The organism is Brevibacterium yomogidense (assembly GCF_900163715.1).
GTDB lineage: Bacteria > Actinomycetota > Actinomycetes > Actinomycetales > Brevibacteriaceae > Brevibacterium > Brevibacterium yomogidense_A.
On sequence record NZ_FWFF01000003.1, the window covers coordinates 179,480 to 197,331 of the forward strand.

At 69.9% G+C, this 17,852-nt stretch carries 13 protein-coding genes and 1 pseudogene; 6 read left to right on the plus strand and 8 right to left on the minus strand.

What is annotated here, in order from left to right; genetic code table 11:
* Nucleotides 1–155: 155 nt before the first annotated feature.
* From secA to mtrA, 7 genes and pseudogenes are all read right to left on the minus strand, one after another.
* Nucleotides 156–2,648: pseudogene (gene secA / locus FM105_RS03575) on the minus strand (preprotein translocase subunit SecA); the annotation flags it as partial.
* A gap of 54 nt (nucleotides 2,649–2,702) precedes the next feature.
* Nucleotides 2,703–3,821, minus strand: a complete 1,119-nt coding sequence (locus FM105_RS03580) for a winged helix-turn-helix domain-containing protein (protein WP_256970201.1) — start codon at nucleotides 3,819–3,821, stop codon at nucleotides 2,703–2,705.
* A gap of 140 nt (nucleotides 3,822–3,961) precedes the next feature.
* A complete protein-coding gene (hpf, locus tag FM105_RS03585) occupies nucleotides 3,962–4,648 on the minus strand; it encodes a ribosome hibernation-promoting factor, HPF/YfiA family (RefSeq protein ID WP_087004892.1) in 687 nt (228 codons plus the stop codon).
* Nucleotides 4,649–4,772: 124 nt separating this feature from the next.
* The gene (locus tag FM105_RS03590; protein ID WP_101600469.1) at nucleotides 4,773–5,540 is read right to left on the minus strand and encodes a ComF family protein; all 768 of its coding nucleotides are present in this window, start codon (nucleotides 5,538–5,540) and stop codon (nucleotides 4,773–4,775) included.
* A 2-nt stretch (nucleotides 5,541–5,542) separates the two neighbouring features.
* Nucleotides 5,543–7,294: an LpqB family beta-propeller domain-containing protein gene (locus FM105_RS03595; protein ID WP_087004898.1), complete on the minus strand. Its 1,752-nt coding sequence runs from the start codon at nucleotides 7,292–7,294 to the stop codon at nucleotides 5,543–5,545.
* The gene (gene mtrB / locus FM105_RS03600; protein ID WP_087004901.1) at nucleotides 7,248–8,984 is read right to left on the minus strand and encodes an MtrAB system histidine kinase MtrB; all 1,737 of its coding nucleotides are present in this window, start codon (nucleotides 8,982–8,984) and stop codon (nucleotides 7,248–7,250) included. The genes FM105_RS03595 and mtrB overlap by 47 nt, the downstream gene beginning before the upstream one ends.
* A 22-nt stretch (nucleotides 8,985–9,006) precedes the next feature.
* Nucleotides 9,007–9,687, minus strand: a complete 681-nt coding sequence (gene mtrA / locus FM105_RS03605; RefSeq protein WP_087004969.1) for an MtrAB system response regulator MtrA — start codon at nucleotides 9,685–9,687, stop codon at nucleotides 9,007–9,009.
* 152 nt (nucleotides 9,688–9,839) lie between these two features.
* On the opposite strand from mtrA, the gene FM105_RS03610 reads away from it, so the two are divergent.
* From FM105_RS03610 to FM105_RS03630, 5 genes are all read left to right on the plus strand, one after another.
* Nucleotides 9,840–10,982 carry a hypothetical protein gene (locus FM105_RS03610; RefSeq protein WP_087004904.1) on the plus strand — a complete coding sequence of 381 codons (1,143 nt, stop codon included), beginning with the start codon at nucleotides 9,840–9,842 and terminating at the stop codon, nucleotides 10,980–10,982.
* Entirely contained in the window at nucleotides 10,982–11,740 is a 759-nt protein-coding gene (locus FM105_RS03615; RefSeq protein WP_087004906.1) for a DUF4129 domain-containing protein, read from the plus strand. The genes FM105_RS03610 and FM105_RS03615 overlap by 1 nt, the downstream gene beginning before the upstream one ends.
* Nucleotides 11,737–12,999: a DUF4350 domain-containing protein gene (locus tag FM105_RS03620; protein ID WP_087004909.1), complete on the plus strand. Its 1,263-nt coding sequence runs from the start codon at nucleotides 11,737–11,739 to the stop codon at nucleotides 12,997–12,999. The genes FM105_RS03615 and FM105_RS03620 overlap by 4 nt, the downstream gene beginning before the upstream one ends.
* Nucleotides 12,996–14,375 carry an AAA family ATPase gene (locus FM105_RS03625; RefSeq protein ID WP_087004912.1) on the plus strand — a complete coding sequence of 460 codons (1,380 nt, stop codon included), beginning with the start codon at nucleotides 12,996–12,998 and terminating at the stop codon, nucleotides 14,373–14,375. Before FM105_RS03620 ends, FM105_RS03625 begins: the two co-directional genes overlap by 4 nt.
* A gap of 70 nt (nucleotides 14,376–14,445) precedes the next feature.
* Complete coding sequence (locus FM105_RS03630) at nucleotides 14,446–15,738, plus strand: DUF58 domain-containing protein (RefSeq protein ID WP_087004914.1); 1,293 nt, start codon at nucleotides 14,446–14,448, stop codon at nucleotides 15,736–15,738.
* A gap of 20 nt (nucleotides 15,739–15,758) precedes the next feature.
* Here FM105_RS03630 and FM105_RS03635 read toward each other — a convergent pair whose 3' ends face one another.
* Nucleotides 15,759–16,754: a stage II sporulation protein M gene (locus tag FM105_RS03635; protein WP_087004917.1), complete on the minus strand. Its 996-nt coding sequence runs from the start codon at nucleotides 16,752–16,754 to the stop codon at nucleotides 15,759–15,761.
* A 128-nt stretch (nucleotides 16,755–16,882) separates the two neighbouring features.
* Between FM105_RS03635 and FM105_RS03640 the strand changes: the two genes are divergently transcribed.
* The gene (locus FM105_RS03640) at nucleotides 16,883–17,701 is read left to right on the plus strand and encodes an RDD family protein (protein ID WP_256970202.1); all 819 of its coding nucleotides are present in this window, start codon (nucleotides 16,883–16,885) and stop codon (nucleotides 17,699–17,701) included.
* Nucleotides 17,702–17,852: the final 151 nt, after the last annotated feature.

Genomic DNA, 17,852 nt, shown 5'->3' on the forward strand with positions numbered 1-17,852 from the left:
CCGGACTCATCCGGAGCGCTGAGGTGCAGATGCGGCTTCTTCGGCTTGAGCTCCTCGGCCTCCACGGAGACTCCCCCGCCGGCCTCGCCGTTCGACGCCCCGGCGCCCAGCTGAGCGCCGGAGCCCTTCGCGCCCACAGCCGCGGTCGGCCTCTTCACCTTCACCTCGAGCGTGTTCGCCAGACGCACGACGTCCTCCTTGATTCCCTCCTGCATCGCGGTGAACATCTCGAAGCCCTCGCGCTGGTACTCGACGAGCGGGTCTCGCTGCGCCATCGCGCGCAGCCCGATCCCGTTCTTCAGGTAGTCCATCTCGTACAGGTGCTCGCGCCAGCGCTTGTCCATGACGGAGAGGGTGACGCGACGCTCGAGTTCACGGGTCGCCTCCTCACCCAGCTGCTCCTCACGGCGATCGTAGAAGAGGTCCGCGTCCGACTGGACCTCGGAGCGGATCTTCTCACGCGTGAGTCCCGTGGTGCCGTTCGCGTCCTCGATGAGCTCCTCTGCCGTGAACGACGGGCTGTAGAGCCTCTCCAGGGCCTCGAACAGCTCGTCGATCTTCCAGGCGTCCGGCGGTCCGGCCGTCGCCGCGGTGACGTACTCATCGAGCACCTCATCGCGGAACTTCTGGATCTGCTCGGCGAGGTCCGCTCCTTCGAGCACGCGACGACGCTCCTGGTAGATCACCTTGCGCTGGCGATTCAGGACATCGTCGTACTTGAGCACGTTCTTCCGCTGCTCCGCGTTGCGCTCCTCGACCTGGTTCTGCGCGGACTGGATGGCGCGGGACACCATCTTCGCCTCGAGCGGCACATCGTCCGGAACGTTCGCGATCGACATGATCCGCTCCGCCGCGCCCGATCCGAAGAGCCGCATGAGGTCGTCCGTGAGCGACAGGTAGAACCGGCTGTCGCCGGGGTCGCCCTGACGCCCGGAACGGCCCATCAGCTGGTTGTCGATGCGACGCGATTCGTGGCGCTCCGTGCCGAGCACGTAGAGGCCGCCCGCTTCGCGGACCTCCTCGGCCTCCTTCTTCGCGTCCTTCTCGACCTCTGCGAGGACATCCGGCCATGCCGCCTCGTACGCCTCCGGGTCCTCCCGGGGGTCGAGGCCCTTGGCCTCCATCTTCGCCACGGCGAGGAACTCGGCGTTGCCGCCCAGCATGATGTCCGTACCGCGGCCGGCCATGTTCGTCGCGACAGTGACGGCACCCCGGCGGCCCGCCATCGCGACGATCGCGGCCTCCCGCGCGTGGTTCTTCGCGTTCAGGACCTCGTGCCGGATGCCGCGCTTCCCCAGCAGCTTGGAGAGGTACTCGCTCTTGTCGACGCTGGTCGTGCCGACCAGCACGGGCTGCCCGCCCTCGTGGGCCTCGGCGATGTCGTCGACGATCGCGTTGAACTTCGCCTTCTCGTGCTTGTACACGACGTCCGAGTGGTCGACGCGCTGCATCGGCCGGTTCGTGGGGATCGGCACGACACCCAGCTGATAGGTCGACATGAATTCGGCGGCCTCGGTCTCCGCGGTGCCCGTCATGCCGGAGAGCTTGTCGTACAGGCGGAAGTAGTTCTGCAGGGTGATGGTCGCGAGCGTCTGGTTCTCCGCCTTGACCTCGACGCCCTCCTTCGCCTCGATCGACTGGTGGAGGCCCTCGTTGTAGCGGCGCCCCTTGAGGATGCGGCCCGTGTGCTCGTCGACGATGAGCACTTCGCCGTCCATGACGACGTAGTCCTTGTCCTTGGTGAAGAGTTCCTTCGCCTTGATGGCGTTGTTGAGGAAGCTGATGAGCGGGGTGTTGTCCGAGTCGTAGAGGTTGCCGATGCCCAGGTAGTCCTCGACCTTGTCGATGCCGGACTCCAGGATGCCGATCGTCTTCTTCTTCTCGTCGACCTCGTAGTCCCGTTCGGCCTTCAGCCGCTTGACGACCCGTGAGAACTCGCCGTACCAGCGGTCCGCGTCGCCCTCCGACGGTCCGGAGATGATGAGCGGTGTGCGGGACTCGTCGATGAGGATCGAGTCCACCTCGTCGACGATGACGAAGTTGTGCCCGCGCTGCACCATCTCGTCGACGGACCACGCCATGTTGTCGCGGAGGTAGTCGAAGCCGAACTCGTTGTTGGTGCCGTAGGTGATGTCCGCGGCGTACTGCTTGCGGCGGTCGTCATTGCTCATCTGCGCCTTGATGCAGCCGGTCTCCATGCCGAGGAAGCGGAAGACGCGGCCCATGAGGTTCGACTGGTAGTCGGCGAGGAAGTCGTTCACCGTGATGATGTGCACGCCCTTGCCGGTGAGCGCGTTGAGATAGGCGGGGAGCGTGGCGACGAGCGTCTTGCCCTCACCCGTCTTCATCTCTGCGATATTGCCCAGGTGCAGGGCGGCTCCGCCCATCAGCTGCACGTCGAAGTGGCGCAGGCCCACGGTGCGGGCCGAGGCTTCGCGCACGGCGGCGAATGCCTCCGGCAGCAGCATGTCGAGCGTCTCGCCGTCCTGGTAGCGCTTCTTGAAGCGGTCGGTCTCCTCGCGGAGCTCTGTGTCCGACAGCGCCTCGAACTCCTCGGACAGGTTGTTGATCGCGGCCGTATAGGTGCGCAGCCTCTTGAGCGTGCGGCCCTCGCCGGTCCTCAACAGCTTCTCGAGCAGGTTCGCCACGATTCTCCTTCGCCCCGCATGCTCCCACGCGGTCCACAGTCTGAAATCCGCCTCTCAGCATATCTGCCCGGGCGGCAGGACCTCGACTTCAGATAGCCCCAACCACCCTGCGAGTTCCCGCAGTTCCTGCTGGACGGCCGCTCCGCAGTCCTCGCCGGGCTCCATATGCACCGCCGCCCGCAGCGTCCCCTCATCGCGCACGGCCCGCACATCGACCCGTGCGCGCAGCTCCTCGTCGTGGAGGAACGGCATGACGTAGTAGCCGTACCTCCGCCGGTCGGCAGGGGTGTAGATCTCGATGCGGTAGTCGAAGCCGAACAGCCAGCGGATGCGCCGGCGGTTGAAGACCAGCGGATCGAAGGGCGCCAGCAGCGCCGTCGCCCGCACGGCCCGCGGCGCGACCGCCTCGTGCCAGCGCCAGGCGCGGACCCCGTCGACGGACACCTCCTGGAGCTCGCCCGACTGCGTGAGCGCCTCGATGGCCCGGCGCGTCGTCGCCTGGGGCAGGCGGAAGTAGTCCGCGAAGCAGTCGACGGTGCCGATCCCCAGAGCCGGTCCGGCCAGTCGCACGAGCGACACGGCATCGTCCTCGAGCCCCGTCACCCCGGGGCGGATCCGCCCCGGTCCCGGCCGGATGCCCAGGTCCGGATCATCCGCCGTCCCCCACACCAGGTCGGGGGCGGGGAGCTCCGGGTGCGTGTGAGCGGACAGCGCGTAGACGCGCTCGAACTGGGGCGTCCTCCCCGAGCACGCGATCCTCCCCGCGCGGAACAGCGCCTCGAGCGCGGACTTCGTGCGCGACGGGTTCCATCCCCAGTGATCCCGGTCGTGCTCGGGCAGCGAGTGCGGCACGCGGTCCGCCAGTGCGCGCGCGGTGCCGGGCCCCTCCGCCAGCTCGACGACGAGCGCCTCCATGAGTGCGACGAAGTCCGCTCCGTGCTCGGGATCCCGCTGCCCGTAGTCCCGGATGAACCACTCCGCCCGGCGGCGGTGGAACGCGTGCACCGTCGCAGGCGCCACGTACGCCGCTTCGTGCGCCCAGTACTCGACGCCCATGCGCGGCGCCTCATGGAGAAGGGAGTCGAGACGTGAGCGCGGATAGGGGCCCAGGCGGGAGAAGAAGGGGAGGTAGTGGGACCGGGTGACCGCCTGGACTGAATCGATCTGGACCACGGACAGCCGATCGAACACCCGGCGCAGGTGGCCCGCGTGCGGGGCCCGGGGACGCGGCCGGTCGAAGCCGGAGGCGGCGAGCGCGATGCGCTTCGCCGCCTCCGTCGACAGGGTCGGCGTGCGACCCCTCGTGGTCGTCGTCAGGACGGGACCTCTGCGCTGTCGGGAGACATCGTCTCGTCCAGGGCGATGACGCCGTAGCTCCAGCCCTTCCGGCGGTACACGACGGACGGCTGCTCATTCTCCTCGTCGATGAAGAGGTAGAAGTCGTGCCCGACCATCTCCATGCGGTTCAGGGCCTCCTCGATGCCGATCGGCTGCGCCGGGAAGCGCTTCTCACGCAGGACGACCGGCGAATCGCCTTCGGCCCTGATGCGGCCGTTCGTCTGGTCGGACGCGTCCGGGACCCCGTTCGCGGATCCGTCGTGGGGCTCTGCGACAGAGCCGTCCTCCGGGACGAGCGGATCGATGACCGGCATCGCTGCGAGTGCTTCACCCGTGGAGCTCTTGCGGCGGTGCCCGGACCGCGCGACCTTGTTCCGGTCCTTCGTCCGGCGCAGTCGCTCGAGCAGCTTGGCCCATGCGAGGTCGAGTGCCGCGTACTTGTCATCCGCTGCGGCTTCCGCACGGAGCACCGGGCCCTTCTGGAAGACGGTGATCTCGACGCGCTGCTCTTCTTCGCGGTTCTTCGTGTTCTCGTGCCTGAGCTGGACCTCGACGGCCTGCGCACGGGGAGAGAGCTGTTCGACCTTTGAGACCTTTTCCGCGGCGTGGGCCTGAAAGCTGTCCGAAACGGCCTGGTGGCGGCCCTTCACTACGACGTCCATGGTGTCTCTCCTTGGCGAATCGCTTCACGGATCGCTCCGTACCCATTCGGTGGATGGGTACACTCCATTGAACACCATCGTGAACGCCGAATGAAGTCCAGATCACACTGGCGCGTCATACGTCTCAGACGGAGCCGGCAGCCCCCTCGTCGTGCCCGGCGCGCCCGTCCTCGGTCACCGCGATGACCGCGCACACCACCGCCTGCGCTCCCCCTTCGTTCAGGGCCCTCGTCGCCTCCGCGAGTGTCGACCCGGTCGTGAGCACGTCGTCCACGATCACCACGTGCGCGGCGGACCTCACCCGCTCCCATCCTCCGCCACCACCCCGGTCGCGGCGCGGCGCGTGCGTGCCGGCGACGTTGCGCCGCCTCTCCCGCGCGCCGGACCCCACCTGGTCGCGGTGGCGCACGACCGTCAGCACGTGCGCCGGCCGGATGTCCAGCCCGTCCTCGGCGAGCAGTCCGCAGGCGTGGGCCGTGAGGTCGCCGACGAGGTCGCGTCCGCGCTCGCGCAGCGCCGCCGCCGAGGCCGGGACGGGGACGACGGCCACGTCGCCGCCCGCGTAGCCGGACTCCTCGAGGGCATGCGCGATCGCCGCCGCCAGCAGGATGCCGACCACCGGGACGACGTCCGTCCGCCGCCGCGCCTTGAGCGCGACGATGACGCTGCGCAGCGTGCCGGTGTACTCCCCCGCCCCGGCGACGGGCAGCAGCCCGTAGCGCGGCACGACCGTGCGCGTCGCAGGCGCCAGGTGCGTGAGGCACGGGCCGCAGAGACTCACGGTCTCCACCCCGCAGCCCGCACAGGTCCGCGGCAGGGCGAGGTCGAGCAGTTCGTGACCGACGGCCCCAAGTCTGCGGACGAACCGCGGTCGACGCGGTGCCCCGTCCACGATCAGCCCGGGTAGGCGGGATCGTGGACGACGAGGTCGACGACCTTCTGCCAGGTGTCCGCTCCAAAGGAGAACAGCTCGCCGTCCTCGGTGCTCACCCGGATCGAGCGCGCATCGGAGCTCGCGGTGATCGAGGATCCGCCCCGCACGTCGCCCAGCGACTGGGCGGGACCGGAGACCGGAGCCAGGTAGGGCTGCGGCTCCTCACCGGCTGCGTCCGCCGCGAGGACCGCCAGCTGCGCGGACCCCGCCCAGGACAGGTCCACGATGTTCTCGAAGCCCGCGCCCACCCGAAGCGGCGCAGACGGGACGACACCGGTGGGAATGCCCTCGGCGGTGCGGTTGATGCCGATCACGTCGATGCTAGGTGCGCCGGTCCCGTTCCGGGACAGCACCGCGATCTGGGTCCCGTCGCGGGACACCCGCAGCGCCTCCACGGTGCGATTCGCCAACCACTGGACGGAGACGTCGACGGCGTCGCCCGATGCGAGGACCACGGTGACGTGACCGGAGTCCCCCTGCTCACGGGAGGCCGTCCAGACGCCCCCGTAGCGGTCGAAGCTCGGGCCGGTGAGACCGTCGTCATCGGTCAGGACGATCGCGTCGCCGTCACCGCCGGGAAGGATGCGGTGCAGCTCGCGGCCCTCGTCCGCGAGGTACGCGAAGGTCGAATCGTCGATCGAGACGGCGGGGTCGGTGGGGTCGTCGCCCAGTTCCGGGAGGTCCGGGATGGGCTCGACCCGCGTCTCGTCCAGACGGGCCAGGGTTCCGTCCGCGATCAGCACCGGGCGCGCATCGATCGGCACGCCGATGGGCGCGCTGTCGCCGGGCGGGGCGTCCAGGCTGCCCGCCGGCGTCGTCACCTCGATCGCGTTCGTCGAGGACAGGCCGCGAAGCGTTGCGGACACCTGGCCGAGGATGCGGGCATCCGTCTCCTCGTCGAGTCCCTGCGCCGTCTCGTCGAGTCCGACCTGGGCGATGCCCCCGGACACCGTGACGGAGTGCGGCTCGAGCCGGGTCCCGTCGGGCAGAGCGGAGATGACCGACCCGCCCAGGTAATCGGCGGGGCCGGCGAGGAGCTCCGTCATCACCTCGGTCGCGGCCGCCGGGGACCGCACGAACCACCGGGGGTCGGCGACGAGGTAGTCGAAGCCTGGCGCGTAGAAGTACAGCGGGTAGGAATCGTAGACGGTCGTGAACGACGAGGAGGTGAGGACCAGCCCCTGGGGAGCGGAGGAGATCCGCCATTCGCCGTTCACCTGCCGCAGCGAGAACTCGCGGTCGGCCTCGGAGCCGCCGCGCTCCTCGCGGTAGACGCGCTGGCTGTCGAGCGACGCGGCGACGGGGACGCTCATGGAGATGCTCTGCTGGTCTGAGGACACCTCTGCCGTGACCGTGTCGAAGTCGTCGCCCGGCGGCATGATGACCACGTTCGACTGCGGGTCCCACTCATTCGCGAAGTCGTCCGTGAGGAACGACCGCGCCACCGCGAAGTCGTCGGAGTAGCCCGCACCGGCCGCCAGGAACCCGCGGACGATGGTGTTCGGGTCGGCGCCCTCGACAGGGCCCTCGGGCTCGACCTCCGACTGGACCCGCTCCGGACGGTCCTGGACGTCGATCACGCCCGATTCGCCGGAGCTCGGAATCGACGCGCAGCCGCTCAGGACGAGCAGCGTCGCCACCAGTGCTGCCAGCGGCCCCCGCTTCTCACACATCGTGCTCGTCCCCCGTTCGTGCTCCCTCTCCCTGCTCATCCGCACTCGCCTCGACGACGATCGGGATGCTGCCGGTCTGGATGCGCACCGACCCGTCGGAGCTCGTCGGCCCTGCCACGAGCGCGGCGCGGGGCGCGGCGTCCGCAGGCGGGAGCGGCAGCGGCGAGGTCGTGATCGCCTGGCCGTCGCGACGCGGGATCGTGAGTCGGAAGCACGACCCCTCCCCCAGCTCGCCCCACGCCTGCAGCCAGCCGCCGTGCAGGTGCGCGTCCTCGAGCGCGATCGCCAACCCCAGGCCGGATCCCCCCAGAGTGCGCTTGCGGGACGGATCGGCACGCCAGAACCTGTCGAAGACGTGCTCGACGTGCTCGGTGCTCATGCCGATCCCGTGGTCGCGGACGCTCACCGCCGCAGCCTCGGCGTTCGATCCGAGGTGGACGTCGATCGGACGGCCGTCACCGTGCTCGATGGCGTTGACCACAAGATTCCTCACGACGCGGGTGATCCGGACGCGGTCCAGCTCGGCCATGACGGGAGCCGTGGGCGCATGCACCCGGACCTGCGATCCCGACCGGTCCGCCACGACCATCACCGTCTCGACGACACCGGTGACGATCTCCCGCAGATCGTGCGGATGCACGACGAGCTCGGCGGCGCCGGCGTCGTAGCGGGAGATCTCCAGCAGGTCGCCCAGCAGCTGCTCGAACCGGTCGACCTGGGAGTTCAGCAGCTCTGCACTGCGTCGGGCCGACGCATCGAACTCGTCGCGCGACTCGTACAGCATGTCGGAGGCGATGTGGATCGTCGTCAGCGGTGTGCGCAGCTCGTGCGACACGTCGGAGACGAACTGCCGTTGGAGGACGGACAACCGCTCCATCCGCAGGATCTGCTCCTGCATGCTGTCCGCCATGTCGTTGAAGCTCTGCGCCAGCTGGGACAGCTCGTCGCGACCGGTCACCGGCATGCGGCGGTCCAGGTCCCCGTCGGCGATCTCGCGGGCGACCTCGGAACCCGTCCTCACAGGGGTCACCACGAGTCGGGACACGAGCAGACCGACCGCACCCACGAGCACGACGAGCACGACGCCGGCGACGGCGGCGGCGCGGGTCACGAAGTCGAGCGTCGCCTGCTCCTCCGACAGGTCGGCGATGACATAGAGGTCGAACTGACCGGCGCCGGGCACCGACAGCGGCTGCGCGACCACCAGTCCTGGTATCTCACCGCTCTCCGCGAGGTTGATCGAGGTGTAGCGCTGCTGATCCGCGACGGAATCCGAGACCTGCTGTCGGAAGTCCTCCGGCAGCTCCTCGACGCGGGGGGAGCCCTGCACGGTGTCGAGCACGGTGACCGGCAGCACGCTGCTGTTCGCATCGCGCGGTTCGAGGCTGATCGACCGCAGCGGTGACGGCGAGCGCGAGAACATGCTCTGGAGCTGGACCGTGAGCGCCTCCCCCAGATCCTCCTCGGATGCCACGGACTCGATCTGTGCGACGTAGGTGTTCGTCTGGTCGGAGACGACGGACAGCTTCGATTCGAAGAGTCCGCGGGCGATCACCTGCGTCATGTAGGTGCCGACGCCGAAGATGGCCACCAGCGTGAGCACGACCGTGAGCACCACGATGCGGACCTGCAGGGACCGCGAGAAGAGCGAGACGAGCCAGCGCGTGAGGTCCGCGATGCCGCGGCCGGTCGCACCGAGGACCTCCGCGACCGCCGGGGCTCGGCTCATCCGTGCGCCCTCCTGTCGGCACTCACGCCGACTGACCCGCCTTGTAGCCGACGCCGCGGACCGTCACGACGATCTCCGGGTTCTCCGGATCCTTCTCGATCTTCGATCGCAGCCGCTGGACGTGCACGTTGACCAGCCTCGTGTCCGCCGCGTGGCGGTACCCCCACACCTCTTCGAGGAGGATCTCACGCGAGAACACCTGCCACGGCTTGCGGGCGAGCGCGACGAGCAGATCGAACTCGAGCGGTGTCAGCGAGATCGGCTCACCGCCTCGGGTGACCTGGTGGCCGGCGACATCGATCGTCACATCGGCGACCTGGAGGACCTCCGGGGCAGCGGGCTCCGTGAGGCGCAGGCGGGCACGGACGCGGGCGATGAGCTCTTTCGGCTTGAAGGGCTTGGGGACGTAGTCGTCGGCCCCCGCCTCGAGCCCGGCGACGACATCGACCGTGTCGGACTTCGCCGTGAGCATGATGATGGGCGTGCCGGCTTCGGCACGGATCTCACGGCAGACCTCCAGTCCGTCCTTGCCGGGCAGCATGAGGTCGAGCAGGACGAGGTCGGGCCGCATCTCGCGGAACGCCTCGATGGCGCCGTCGCCCGTTGCGCAGAACTCCGGTTCGAAGCCCTCACTCTTGAGGACGATTCCGATCATCTCCGCGAGCGCCGTATCGTCATCGACCACCAGGATGCGTGCATTCATGCCGCCCATTGTTCCAAACGTCGCGGCCATCGGCGCACAGGACCCGCGACGGAACCTCTGTGAAGTCCGGAACGCGCGTCGTCGGGTGCTCATGGCAGGATGGTGCCGATGACCAGCCGACACAGTGAGTACGGACAGTCCGGGAGGCGCGTGTGACCACCTCACCGCACTCGGTGTGGGGCACCGAGGTCGACTGGGCGAGCGGCACTCTCCGTGATCGCAGCGGCGCCAGGCCGCCCGCGCAGTGGATGCCCGCGCCCCAGCCCGGAACGCTCCCGAAGAGGCCGTTCACGTTCTTCGAGGCCATGGACGGCGGGTTCCGCCTGCTCCGCTTCGCTCCCGGCGCGACGTTCGGGATCGCGATGATCGTCCACACGCTCGTGACCCTCGCCGCGGGCCTCACGTTCACCGCGCTCGTCGTGGGGAACGCCGGATTCATCGGACGCGTGCTCGAGAACCCCGAAGCGGGGATCGGACTCAACATCGTGATCCAGACCGTGTCCGTGGCGGCCTCCTTCCTCATCCTCTCCCTGGTCCAGCTGCTGTCCGCCTTCGCCGCGGTCGCGGCCGATTCTGCGTTCTCCCGTGAGCGCACGACGCTGTCCGCCGTGTGGCGTGCCCTGCGCGGCCGCCGGCTGCGGCTGGTGCTGCTGTGCGTCGTGTGCCTCGCGGCCCACGTCCTCGTCCTGGGCGTCCTCGTCGCCCCGGGCCTCGTCCTGCTGGTGCTGTCTCCGGCGGCCGGCGTCCTCGTCGCCACACTGGGAGTCGCCCTGTGGGTCGCCGCGACGGCCTACCTCTTCACGAAGTCCGCGCTCGCAGGCGCCGCGCTCGCCGTCGAGGACCTGGGCGTCTTCGCGGCGCTGAAGCGGTCGTGGGACCTGACACGCAGGGGGTTCTGGAAGTCCTTCGGCCAGCTCGCGCTGTCCTACTTCCTGTCCTCACAGGTCGTGAGCCTCATCCTGACCCCGATCCTGTTCGTGCTCATGTTCGTCTTCATCCTCGTCTTCGTCGTGCTGTCGCTCGACGGCGGCTCCGGTGCTGCGGCCTTCGCCGGGATCGCGCTGGGCATCGGGATGGGCGTCGCGATCGGAGCCGTCGCGATCGGCGCGACTGCGCTCATGTTCGCGTTCCTGAGCGGAGTCGTCGCGATGGTGTACCTCGATCGGCGCATGCGCCGGGAGGGATACGACCTCGTCCTGCTCCACCGTGCGGAGCTCGAGGAGGCAGCCGCCGCGCGGACCGTGGACTCCACCGACCCGCTGGCGCATCTCAGCGGTGCGGGAGGTCCGCGCTGATGCCCGCAGGCACGGATCCCCTCCTACCGTCGCAGGCACAGGCACAGTCCGCACTCCTCGCCCAGCCGGACCGTGACGAGGGGCAGCAGTGGGCCCGCGACGAGCTGTCGGATCCCCTCTACAGAGAAGCGGACATGACCCTATTCGAGCGGATCGGGCGGGCCATCAGCGATTTCTTCGCCGACATGCTCGATTCCGCGACCGGCATCGAGTCCCCGGCGCTCACGATCGTGCTGGTCCTCGCCGTGATCGCGCTCATCGTGCTCGCAGTGTGGTGGACCCGCCGCAGCGCGAACGTGCGCCTGGAGCACGTCGCCGCTCGCCAGCCCGTGTTCCGCTCGCAGCTCGACCCCGTCGCGCTGCGTCGCACGGCCGCCGAGGCCGCGGCGGCCGAAAACTGGCGGCTCGCGGTGCAGGACCTGGTCCGAGCAGTCTTCGCGGAGCAGGCGAACGCGCAGCGGATCGTCATCGACCGCGCGTCGACGGCACAGGAGCTCGCGGCCGCCTCCAGCGCGGCACTCCCCCGTGCGGCCGATGCCTTCACCCGGCTCGCGACCCTCTTCGACGACGTGTCCTTCTCCGGCAGCCGCGTCACCCGCACCGCGTGGGAGGACGCGGGAGCACTCGACGCACGGATCACCTCCGATGCACCCGCGCCGATCGACTCAGCACCGACGGACTCGGCCCCGCACGCCGCCGGCATCGGATCGAGCGCCGGCGACGGTCAGCCGACCGGCACCTCGGGCGGTGGCGCATGAGCGCGCAGACCGACGTCGCGATCCGCGGCACCCGGTCCGCGACCGGTCCGGGAGTCCTCGCACGTGCCGGCGGCCTCGCCCGGTCCTCAGCCCTGTGGGTCGTCGCAGCGATCGTCGTGCTCATCGCCGCGATCGTCACTGTGCTCGTCCAGGGCGGGGAGAACACGTCGCCGCTGCACTACGAGTCGACCGAGGACAGCGGCGGCCGCGCATTCGTCGAGGTCCTGCGCGACCACGGGCGGGACCTCACCACCACCGAATCGCTGGGCGAGGCCGGCGCGGCAGTGGACGCGGGAGAGACGGTCGCGATCTACGCGGCCGACTGGACGCTGTCGGATCCCGCGATCGAGGACCTCTCCGCCCGCGCCGCCGCATCCGGCGCACGGATCGTGCTCATCGCACCGGAGCAGCAGGTCGAGGTCTGGACCGATGCCCTGCTCTACGACTACCTCAGCGAGGGTGCGGGTGCGCCCCCGTCGCGCCGCGCTCCGAACTGCGAGGCGGACATCGCGAACACCGCGGGCAACGTGCGCCACGAGGACACCGGGGACGAATACTTCTCGACGAGCTCAGAGCCCGCGGATTCGACCTTCTGCTACGGCGCGGACTCGGGCGACGTCGTCCCGCACGGCGTGTACGCACAGGTCCCCCACGGCGACGCCGGCGGGACCCTCACCGTCATGGGCTCCACGCAGTGGTTCGCGAACGGCACGCTCGCCCAGGAGGGGCACATGTCGCTCGTCGCGGGCGTCCTGGGCACCGACGAACCGCTGACCTACTACTACCCCGTCCAGTCCGATCAGCCCGTCGAGGGTGACGAGGGCGGCGCGGGCGGATCGCCCACGTGGCTGTTCCCCCGGTGGGCGGTGGCGGCTCTGCTGTGGTCGCTGCCCGTCGTCCTCGTCGCGCTGCTGGTGTACGGCCGCAGGCTCGGTCCGCTCGCGATCGAGCCGCTGCCCGTGATCGTGCCCGCCGCAGAGACCGTGCGCGGTCGCAGCGCGCTCCTTCAGCGGTCGCAGGCCCGTGCGGAGGCGCTCGCCGACCTGCGGACCGCCGCACTCGTGCGGATCGGCCGCCGCCTCGCGCTGCCGCCCGACGCACCCGCCGCCGAGGTCGTCGCTCGTGCCGCTGCCCAGTCCGGGCTCGATCCGGCCTGGGCGGAGGCCGTCCTGCTCACTGACCAGCCCCACGACGACGAGACGCTCATCCGCATCTCCATCGACATCACCACCATCGAGAGCGAGGTCGACCCCCTATGACCGTTCCCCCTCCGCAGCCGGGTCCCCAGGGCCAGCACGGCCAGCCGGGCCAGCACGGTCCCCAGGGCCAGCCGGATTCCCAGGCCCAGCCGGGGACTCAGAGCCAGCCGGGTCCCCAGGGACATCCGACGCAGCAGGGCCAGCCGGGTCTCCAGGGATACCCAGCACAGCAGGGTCGGCCGGGCACCTACCCGCAGCCGCACCAGCAGGGCCAGCAGAGCGCCCACACCCAGCAGAACCAGCCGGGTGCCCATCCCCCGCAGGGTCAGTCAGGGGCCTATCCCTCGCAGAGCCTGCACGGCGAACACTCGCCGCAGGGGCGGCCGGTCCAGGCTCCTGTGAACCCGGACGGCGCACAGTTCGCGCCGCCGCGCGACGGGGTGAATGCGCCGGCACCGGCGGAATCGCTCGTGCTCACGGACGAGGACGCTCAGCTGCGCGAGGTCCTGCTGCGCGTGCGCGAGGAGACGGGCAAGGCGGTCGTCGGGCAGACCCAGGCGGTCGAGGGGATCCTGCTCGCACTGCTGGTGCAGGGTCACGTCCTACTCGAGGGGGTGCCGGGCGTGGCGAAGACCCTGCTCGTGCGCTCGATCGCGCAGTCCCTCGACCTGGACTCGCAGCGTGTGCAGTTCACCCCCGATCTGATGCCCGGAGACATCACGGGCTCGATGGTCTACGACGCGAAGTCCGGGGACTTCTCATTCCGCGAGGGCCCGGTGTTCACCAACCTCCTCATCGCCGACGAGATCAACCGCACTCCGCCCAAGACGCAGTCCGCACTCCTCGAGTCGATGGAGGAGCGTCAGGTGACCGTCGATGGGACATCGCGTCGGCTCGCCCCGCCGTTCCTCGTCGCCGCGACGCAGAACCCGATCGAGTACGAGGGCACGTATCCGCTGCCGGAGGCCCAGTTGGACCGGTTCCTCTTCAAGCTGGTCCTGGGACTGCCGGACCGCGACACCGAGTTCTCGATCCTCACGCGTCACGCCGAGGGCTTCGACGCGCACCGGCTGCGAGACGCGGGCATCGCCCGCGTGGCAGGGCCGGAGGAGCTCCTGCGGGCGGGGAACCGGGCGGCGCAGGTGCACTGCGCGCCCGAGGTGATCGCCTACATCGTCGACATCGTCCAGGCGACGCGTCAGGCCCCCTCGCTGGCACTGGGCGTCTCGCCGCGCGGTGCCACCCGCCTGCTCGCGGCCTCTCAAGCGAAGGCGTGGCTCTCCGGCCGCGGCTACATCACGCCCGACGACGTGAAGTCGCTCGTGCCGATGACGTTCCGCCACCGCATCGCCCTGCGCCCCGAAGCGCAGATGGAGGGGGCCGACATCGACCGGGTGCTGGCCTCGATCGTCGAATCGGTGAACGTCCCACGGTGAGTCCCTCCTCCATGCCGTCGATCTCACCGCAGGCCCTGCCCGGTGCTGCGCTCCGAACCGGGGGCCGCCCGTGGCACTGACCTGGCGCTTCCTCGTCCTCACTGCGATCGCCGCGGTGCCCATCGCGCTGCGTCCGGAGGGCACGACGTTCCTCGTCTTGCTCGGGGTGCTCGCGATCATCGGGCTGCTCGATTGGCTGGCGGCTCCCGGGATCCGCGCGCTCGGCTTCCAGCGCACCCCGGGACCGCGCATCCGGCTGGGCGAGGACACACACGCGGTCCTCACCGTCACGAACAGCGGACGGCGTGCACGTCGCCTGCTCGTCCGCGACGCATGGGCGCCGACCGCGGGTGCGCAGGACAACCGGTTCCGCGCGACGGTCCGGCCCGGGTCCCCCTACGAGAGGACGACCGTGCTGCGGCCCACACGGCGCGGGATGCTGCGCGCGGACCGGATCACGGTCCGGTCGACCTCGTGGGTCGGGCTCGTCGCCCGTCAGCGCAGCGTCGAGGTGCCGGCGGCGATCACCGTGCTGCCGCCGTTCCACTCCCGCAGGCACCTCCCGTCGAAGCTCCGCAGGCTCCGCGAGCTGGAGGGTCGCACTGCGGTCATGCTCAAGGGCGCCGGCACCGAATTCGATTCGCTGCGGGAGTATGTCCGCGGCGACGACGTCCGCTCCATCGACTGGCGGGCGACGGCACGTGCGCAGGAGGTGATGGTGCGGACGTACCGGCCCGAACGGGATCGTCGCGTCATCATCGTCCTCGACTCGTCCCGGCTGTCCGCCCGCTACGTGGGGACGGGCACCGCGTTCGACGCGGCGATCGAATCGGGGCTGCTCCTCGCAGGCCTCGCCGCCGGTGCGGGCGACCGCGTGGACGTGCTGGTCGCGGATGCACGCGTCCGCGCACGCGTCGGCCCGCTCGGCAGGATGGCCTCGCTCGACCATCTCATGCACCGCATCACGCCGATCACTCCGGAGCTGCTCGAGGCGGACTGGGAGACGATCGTCTCCGCCGTCATGGGGGTCACCTCCCACCGCGCGCTCGTCGTCTTCGTCACGGCGCTGGATCCGGCGACGATCGCGGAGGATCTGCTGCCCGCGCTCCCCGTCCTCACCCGTCGTCACATGGTCGCGATCGCGTCCGTGGCGGATCCAGCGCTCCAGGACATGGCGTCTGCCCGCTTCACGACGGAGCAGGTGTACACCGCCGCGGCCGCGGAGCGCGAGCTGCTGGAGTCCCGGTCCCTCATCCACGCGCTGTCCGGTCTGGGTGTGCACTCCGTGCACGAATCACCCGACGATCTGCCGCCGGCGCTCGCGGACCTCTACATCATGCTGAAGTCCTCCGGCCGACTCTGATCCGGGAGACGGCGGCTGCGTCAGTAGGCGACGACCGTGCGGTAGCCGGCGCGCTCCTCCTCGAGGTCGCCGTCGCCGCCCGCCATCAGCACGGGTCGGCCCAGCAGCGTCGCGTAGGCGAAGATCCCCAGCGTGAGGCCCACGCCCACGGAGATCTTCAGCCAGACGGGCAGCGGGTTCGGCGTGATGAAGCCCTCGACCAGTCCGGACAGGAAGAGGAAGAAGACGAGTCCTCCCGCCACGGTCATGAGGGACCTGGCCTCCTTCGCGAGCGCCTGCCCGCGGGTCATCGCCCGCGGGATCACCCATGCGACGAAGATCTGCAGGCCTGCGGCCGCCGCGATCAGGATGCACGTGATCTCCGGGATCCCGTGCGGCAGGATGTAGGACCAGAAGTCCGCTTCGTAGTCATGCGCGTACATGACGGCGGCGGAGAATCCGACGTTGACGCCGTTCATGAGCAGCCCGAAGACCACGTAGATCCCTGTGATCCCCAGCGCGATCCACTGCACGGCGATCCAGGCGTTGTTCGTCCAGACGCCCAGGGCGAAGACGGAGTTGGGATTCTCCTTGTAGTAGTCGACGAACTCGTCCTCGGCGAAGGCCTGCTGCTGCGCCGGGGGCATGAGGGCATCGAGCGCGCCGGGCGTGTTGAGGGCCCACACGGCGGCGACGACGGCGCTGCCCAGGAAGAAGGCCGTCACGCCCAGGAACATCCATCGCAATCGGTAGAGGGAGGCCGGCAGCGAGCGCACCGCGAAGCGCACGAACGCGGACATCGGACCGCGCGGGATCGACGACAGGTGCGTGCGCGCGCGGTGGACGATCACGGAAAGGCGGGCGGCGGTCTCCGAGTCCGGTGCGACGGTCACGATCCGCGACAGATCCTTCGACGCCGCGCGGTAGAGGGTGAGGAACTCCGACGCCTCCGCCGGGTTCAGCCGCACCTTCTTCGCCAGCTGTTCCAGGTGCATCCACTGGGGTCCGTGGAGCTGTGCGAGGAGAGCGGGATCCATGCCCCCACCCTACCCAGGCGACGCCCTGCCACCGCAGTCCGCACGGTCGCGTCACCGCAGTCCGCGCCGTCGCGTCACCGCGGTGCGCACGGTCACCGGAGCCCTGCCCCTATGGGACGATGGAGCACATGAGCGTGCTTGTGACAGGCGAGGCCGTCGCCCTCCGGGTCCAACCGGCCCACTACGCCGCCCGGGCGCTGTCGGCCGTCATCGACGCCGTGGCCTACACCATCGTGTACGTCGCGCTGTTCATCTGCGCGACGTGGATCCTGTCCGAGGCCCAGCTCCAGTGGGACCTCGTCGCCTCATCGATCGCGATCCTGCTGACGGTCTTCACGACCGTCGCGATCCCGTGTGCCGTCGAGCTGCTGATGCGCGGCCGCTCACTGGGGAAGCTCGCCCTGGGACTGCGCGTGGTCCGCGACGACGGGGGCGCGATCAGCTTCCGCCACGCCCTCATCCGTGCGCTCCTCTGGCAGTTCGAGGTGCTCGCGACGGGCGGGTCGATCGCCGCGCTGGTGGGCCTGCTGTCCAGTCGCAGCAAGCGCCTGGGCGACATGCTCGCCGGCACCCTGGCCGTGAGCGAGCGTGCGACCCGTCCCCGGCATGATCAGATCGTCCTGCACCCTCACCTCTACGGCTGGACCCCGAAGGCAGACGTCTCCCCGCTGCCGGCCGGACTCCACCACCGCATCGTGCAGTTCCTGTCCTCCGCGTCCCAGCGCACGCCTGAATCCCGCCACGCGCGGGCGGTCGAACTCGCGGAGGAGCTCAACCCGTACATCGCCCCTGCGCCGCCGGCGGGGACCACACCGGAGATGTTCCTCGCGGCGGTGATCGTCCGCACCCGGTCGGAGTACGTCGAGCGCCAGCGCCGGACGGACACGACCGCCGCCGCGTTCCGCAGTCGGGTCGGGACCCTCCCCCACGGTCTCCGCCTACACTGAGCAAGCACCCTTCCCGCGCACCTTCCGCACTGCCAGCTCACGCGGACCCTCCCCACGACCAGCCCTCGCGCGCCACTCCACAGGAACCATTCCCTCGAGTGAGTGCAATCCGGCCCCCGAGAGCGCTCTCGGGGGCCGGATTGCACTCACT

Excerpts from the sequence above, each read along its gene's own strand:
- mtrA (WP_087004969.1), bottom strand. The coding sequence starts at position 9,687 with ATGAATGCACGCATCCTGGTGGTCGATGACGATACGGCGCTCGCGGAG.
- FM105_RS03635 (WP_087004917.1), bottom strand. The coding sequence starts at position 16,754 with ATGGATCCCGCTCTCCTCGCACAGCTCCACGGACCCCAGTGGATGCAC.
- hpf (WP_087004892.1), bottom strand. The coding sequence starts at position 4,648 with ATGGACGTCGTAGTGAAGGGCCGCCACCAGGCCGTTTCGGACAGCTTT.
- FM105_RS03625 (WP_087004912.1), top strand. The coding sequence starts at position 12,996 with ATGACCGTTCCCCCTCCGCAGCCGGGTCCCCAGGGCCAGCACGGCCAG.
- FM105_RS03595 (WP_087004898.1), bottom strand. The coding sequence starts at position 7,294 with ATGAGCAGGGAGAGGGAGCACGAACGGGGGACGAGCACGATGTGTGAG.
- mtrB (WP_087004901.1), bottom strand. The coding sequence starts at position 8,984 with ATGAGCCGAGCCCCGGCGGTCGCGGAGGTCCTCGGTGCGACCGGCCGC.
- FM105_RS03640 (WP_256970202.1), top strand. The coding sequence starts at position 16,883 with ATGAGCGTGCTTGTGACAGGCGAGGCCGTCGCCCTCCGGGTCCAACCG.
- FM105_RS03620 (WP_087004909.1), top strand. The coding sequence starts at position 11,737 with ATGAGCGCGCAGACCGACGTCGCGATCCGCGGCACCCGGTCCGCGACC.
- FM105_RS03615 (WP_087004906.1), top strand. The coding sequence starts at position 10,982 with ATGCCCGCAGGCACGGATCCCCTCCTACCGTCGCAGGCACAGGCACAG.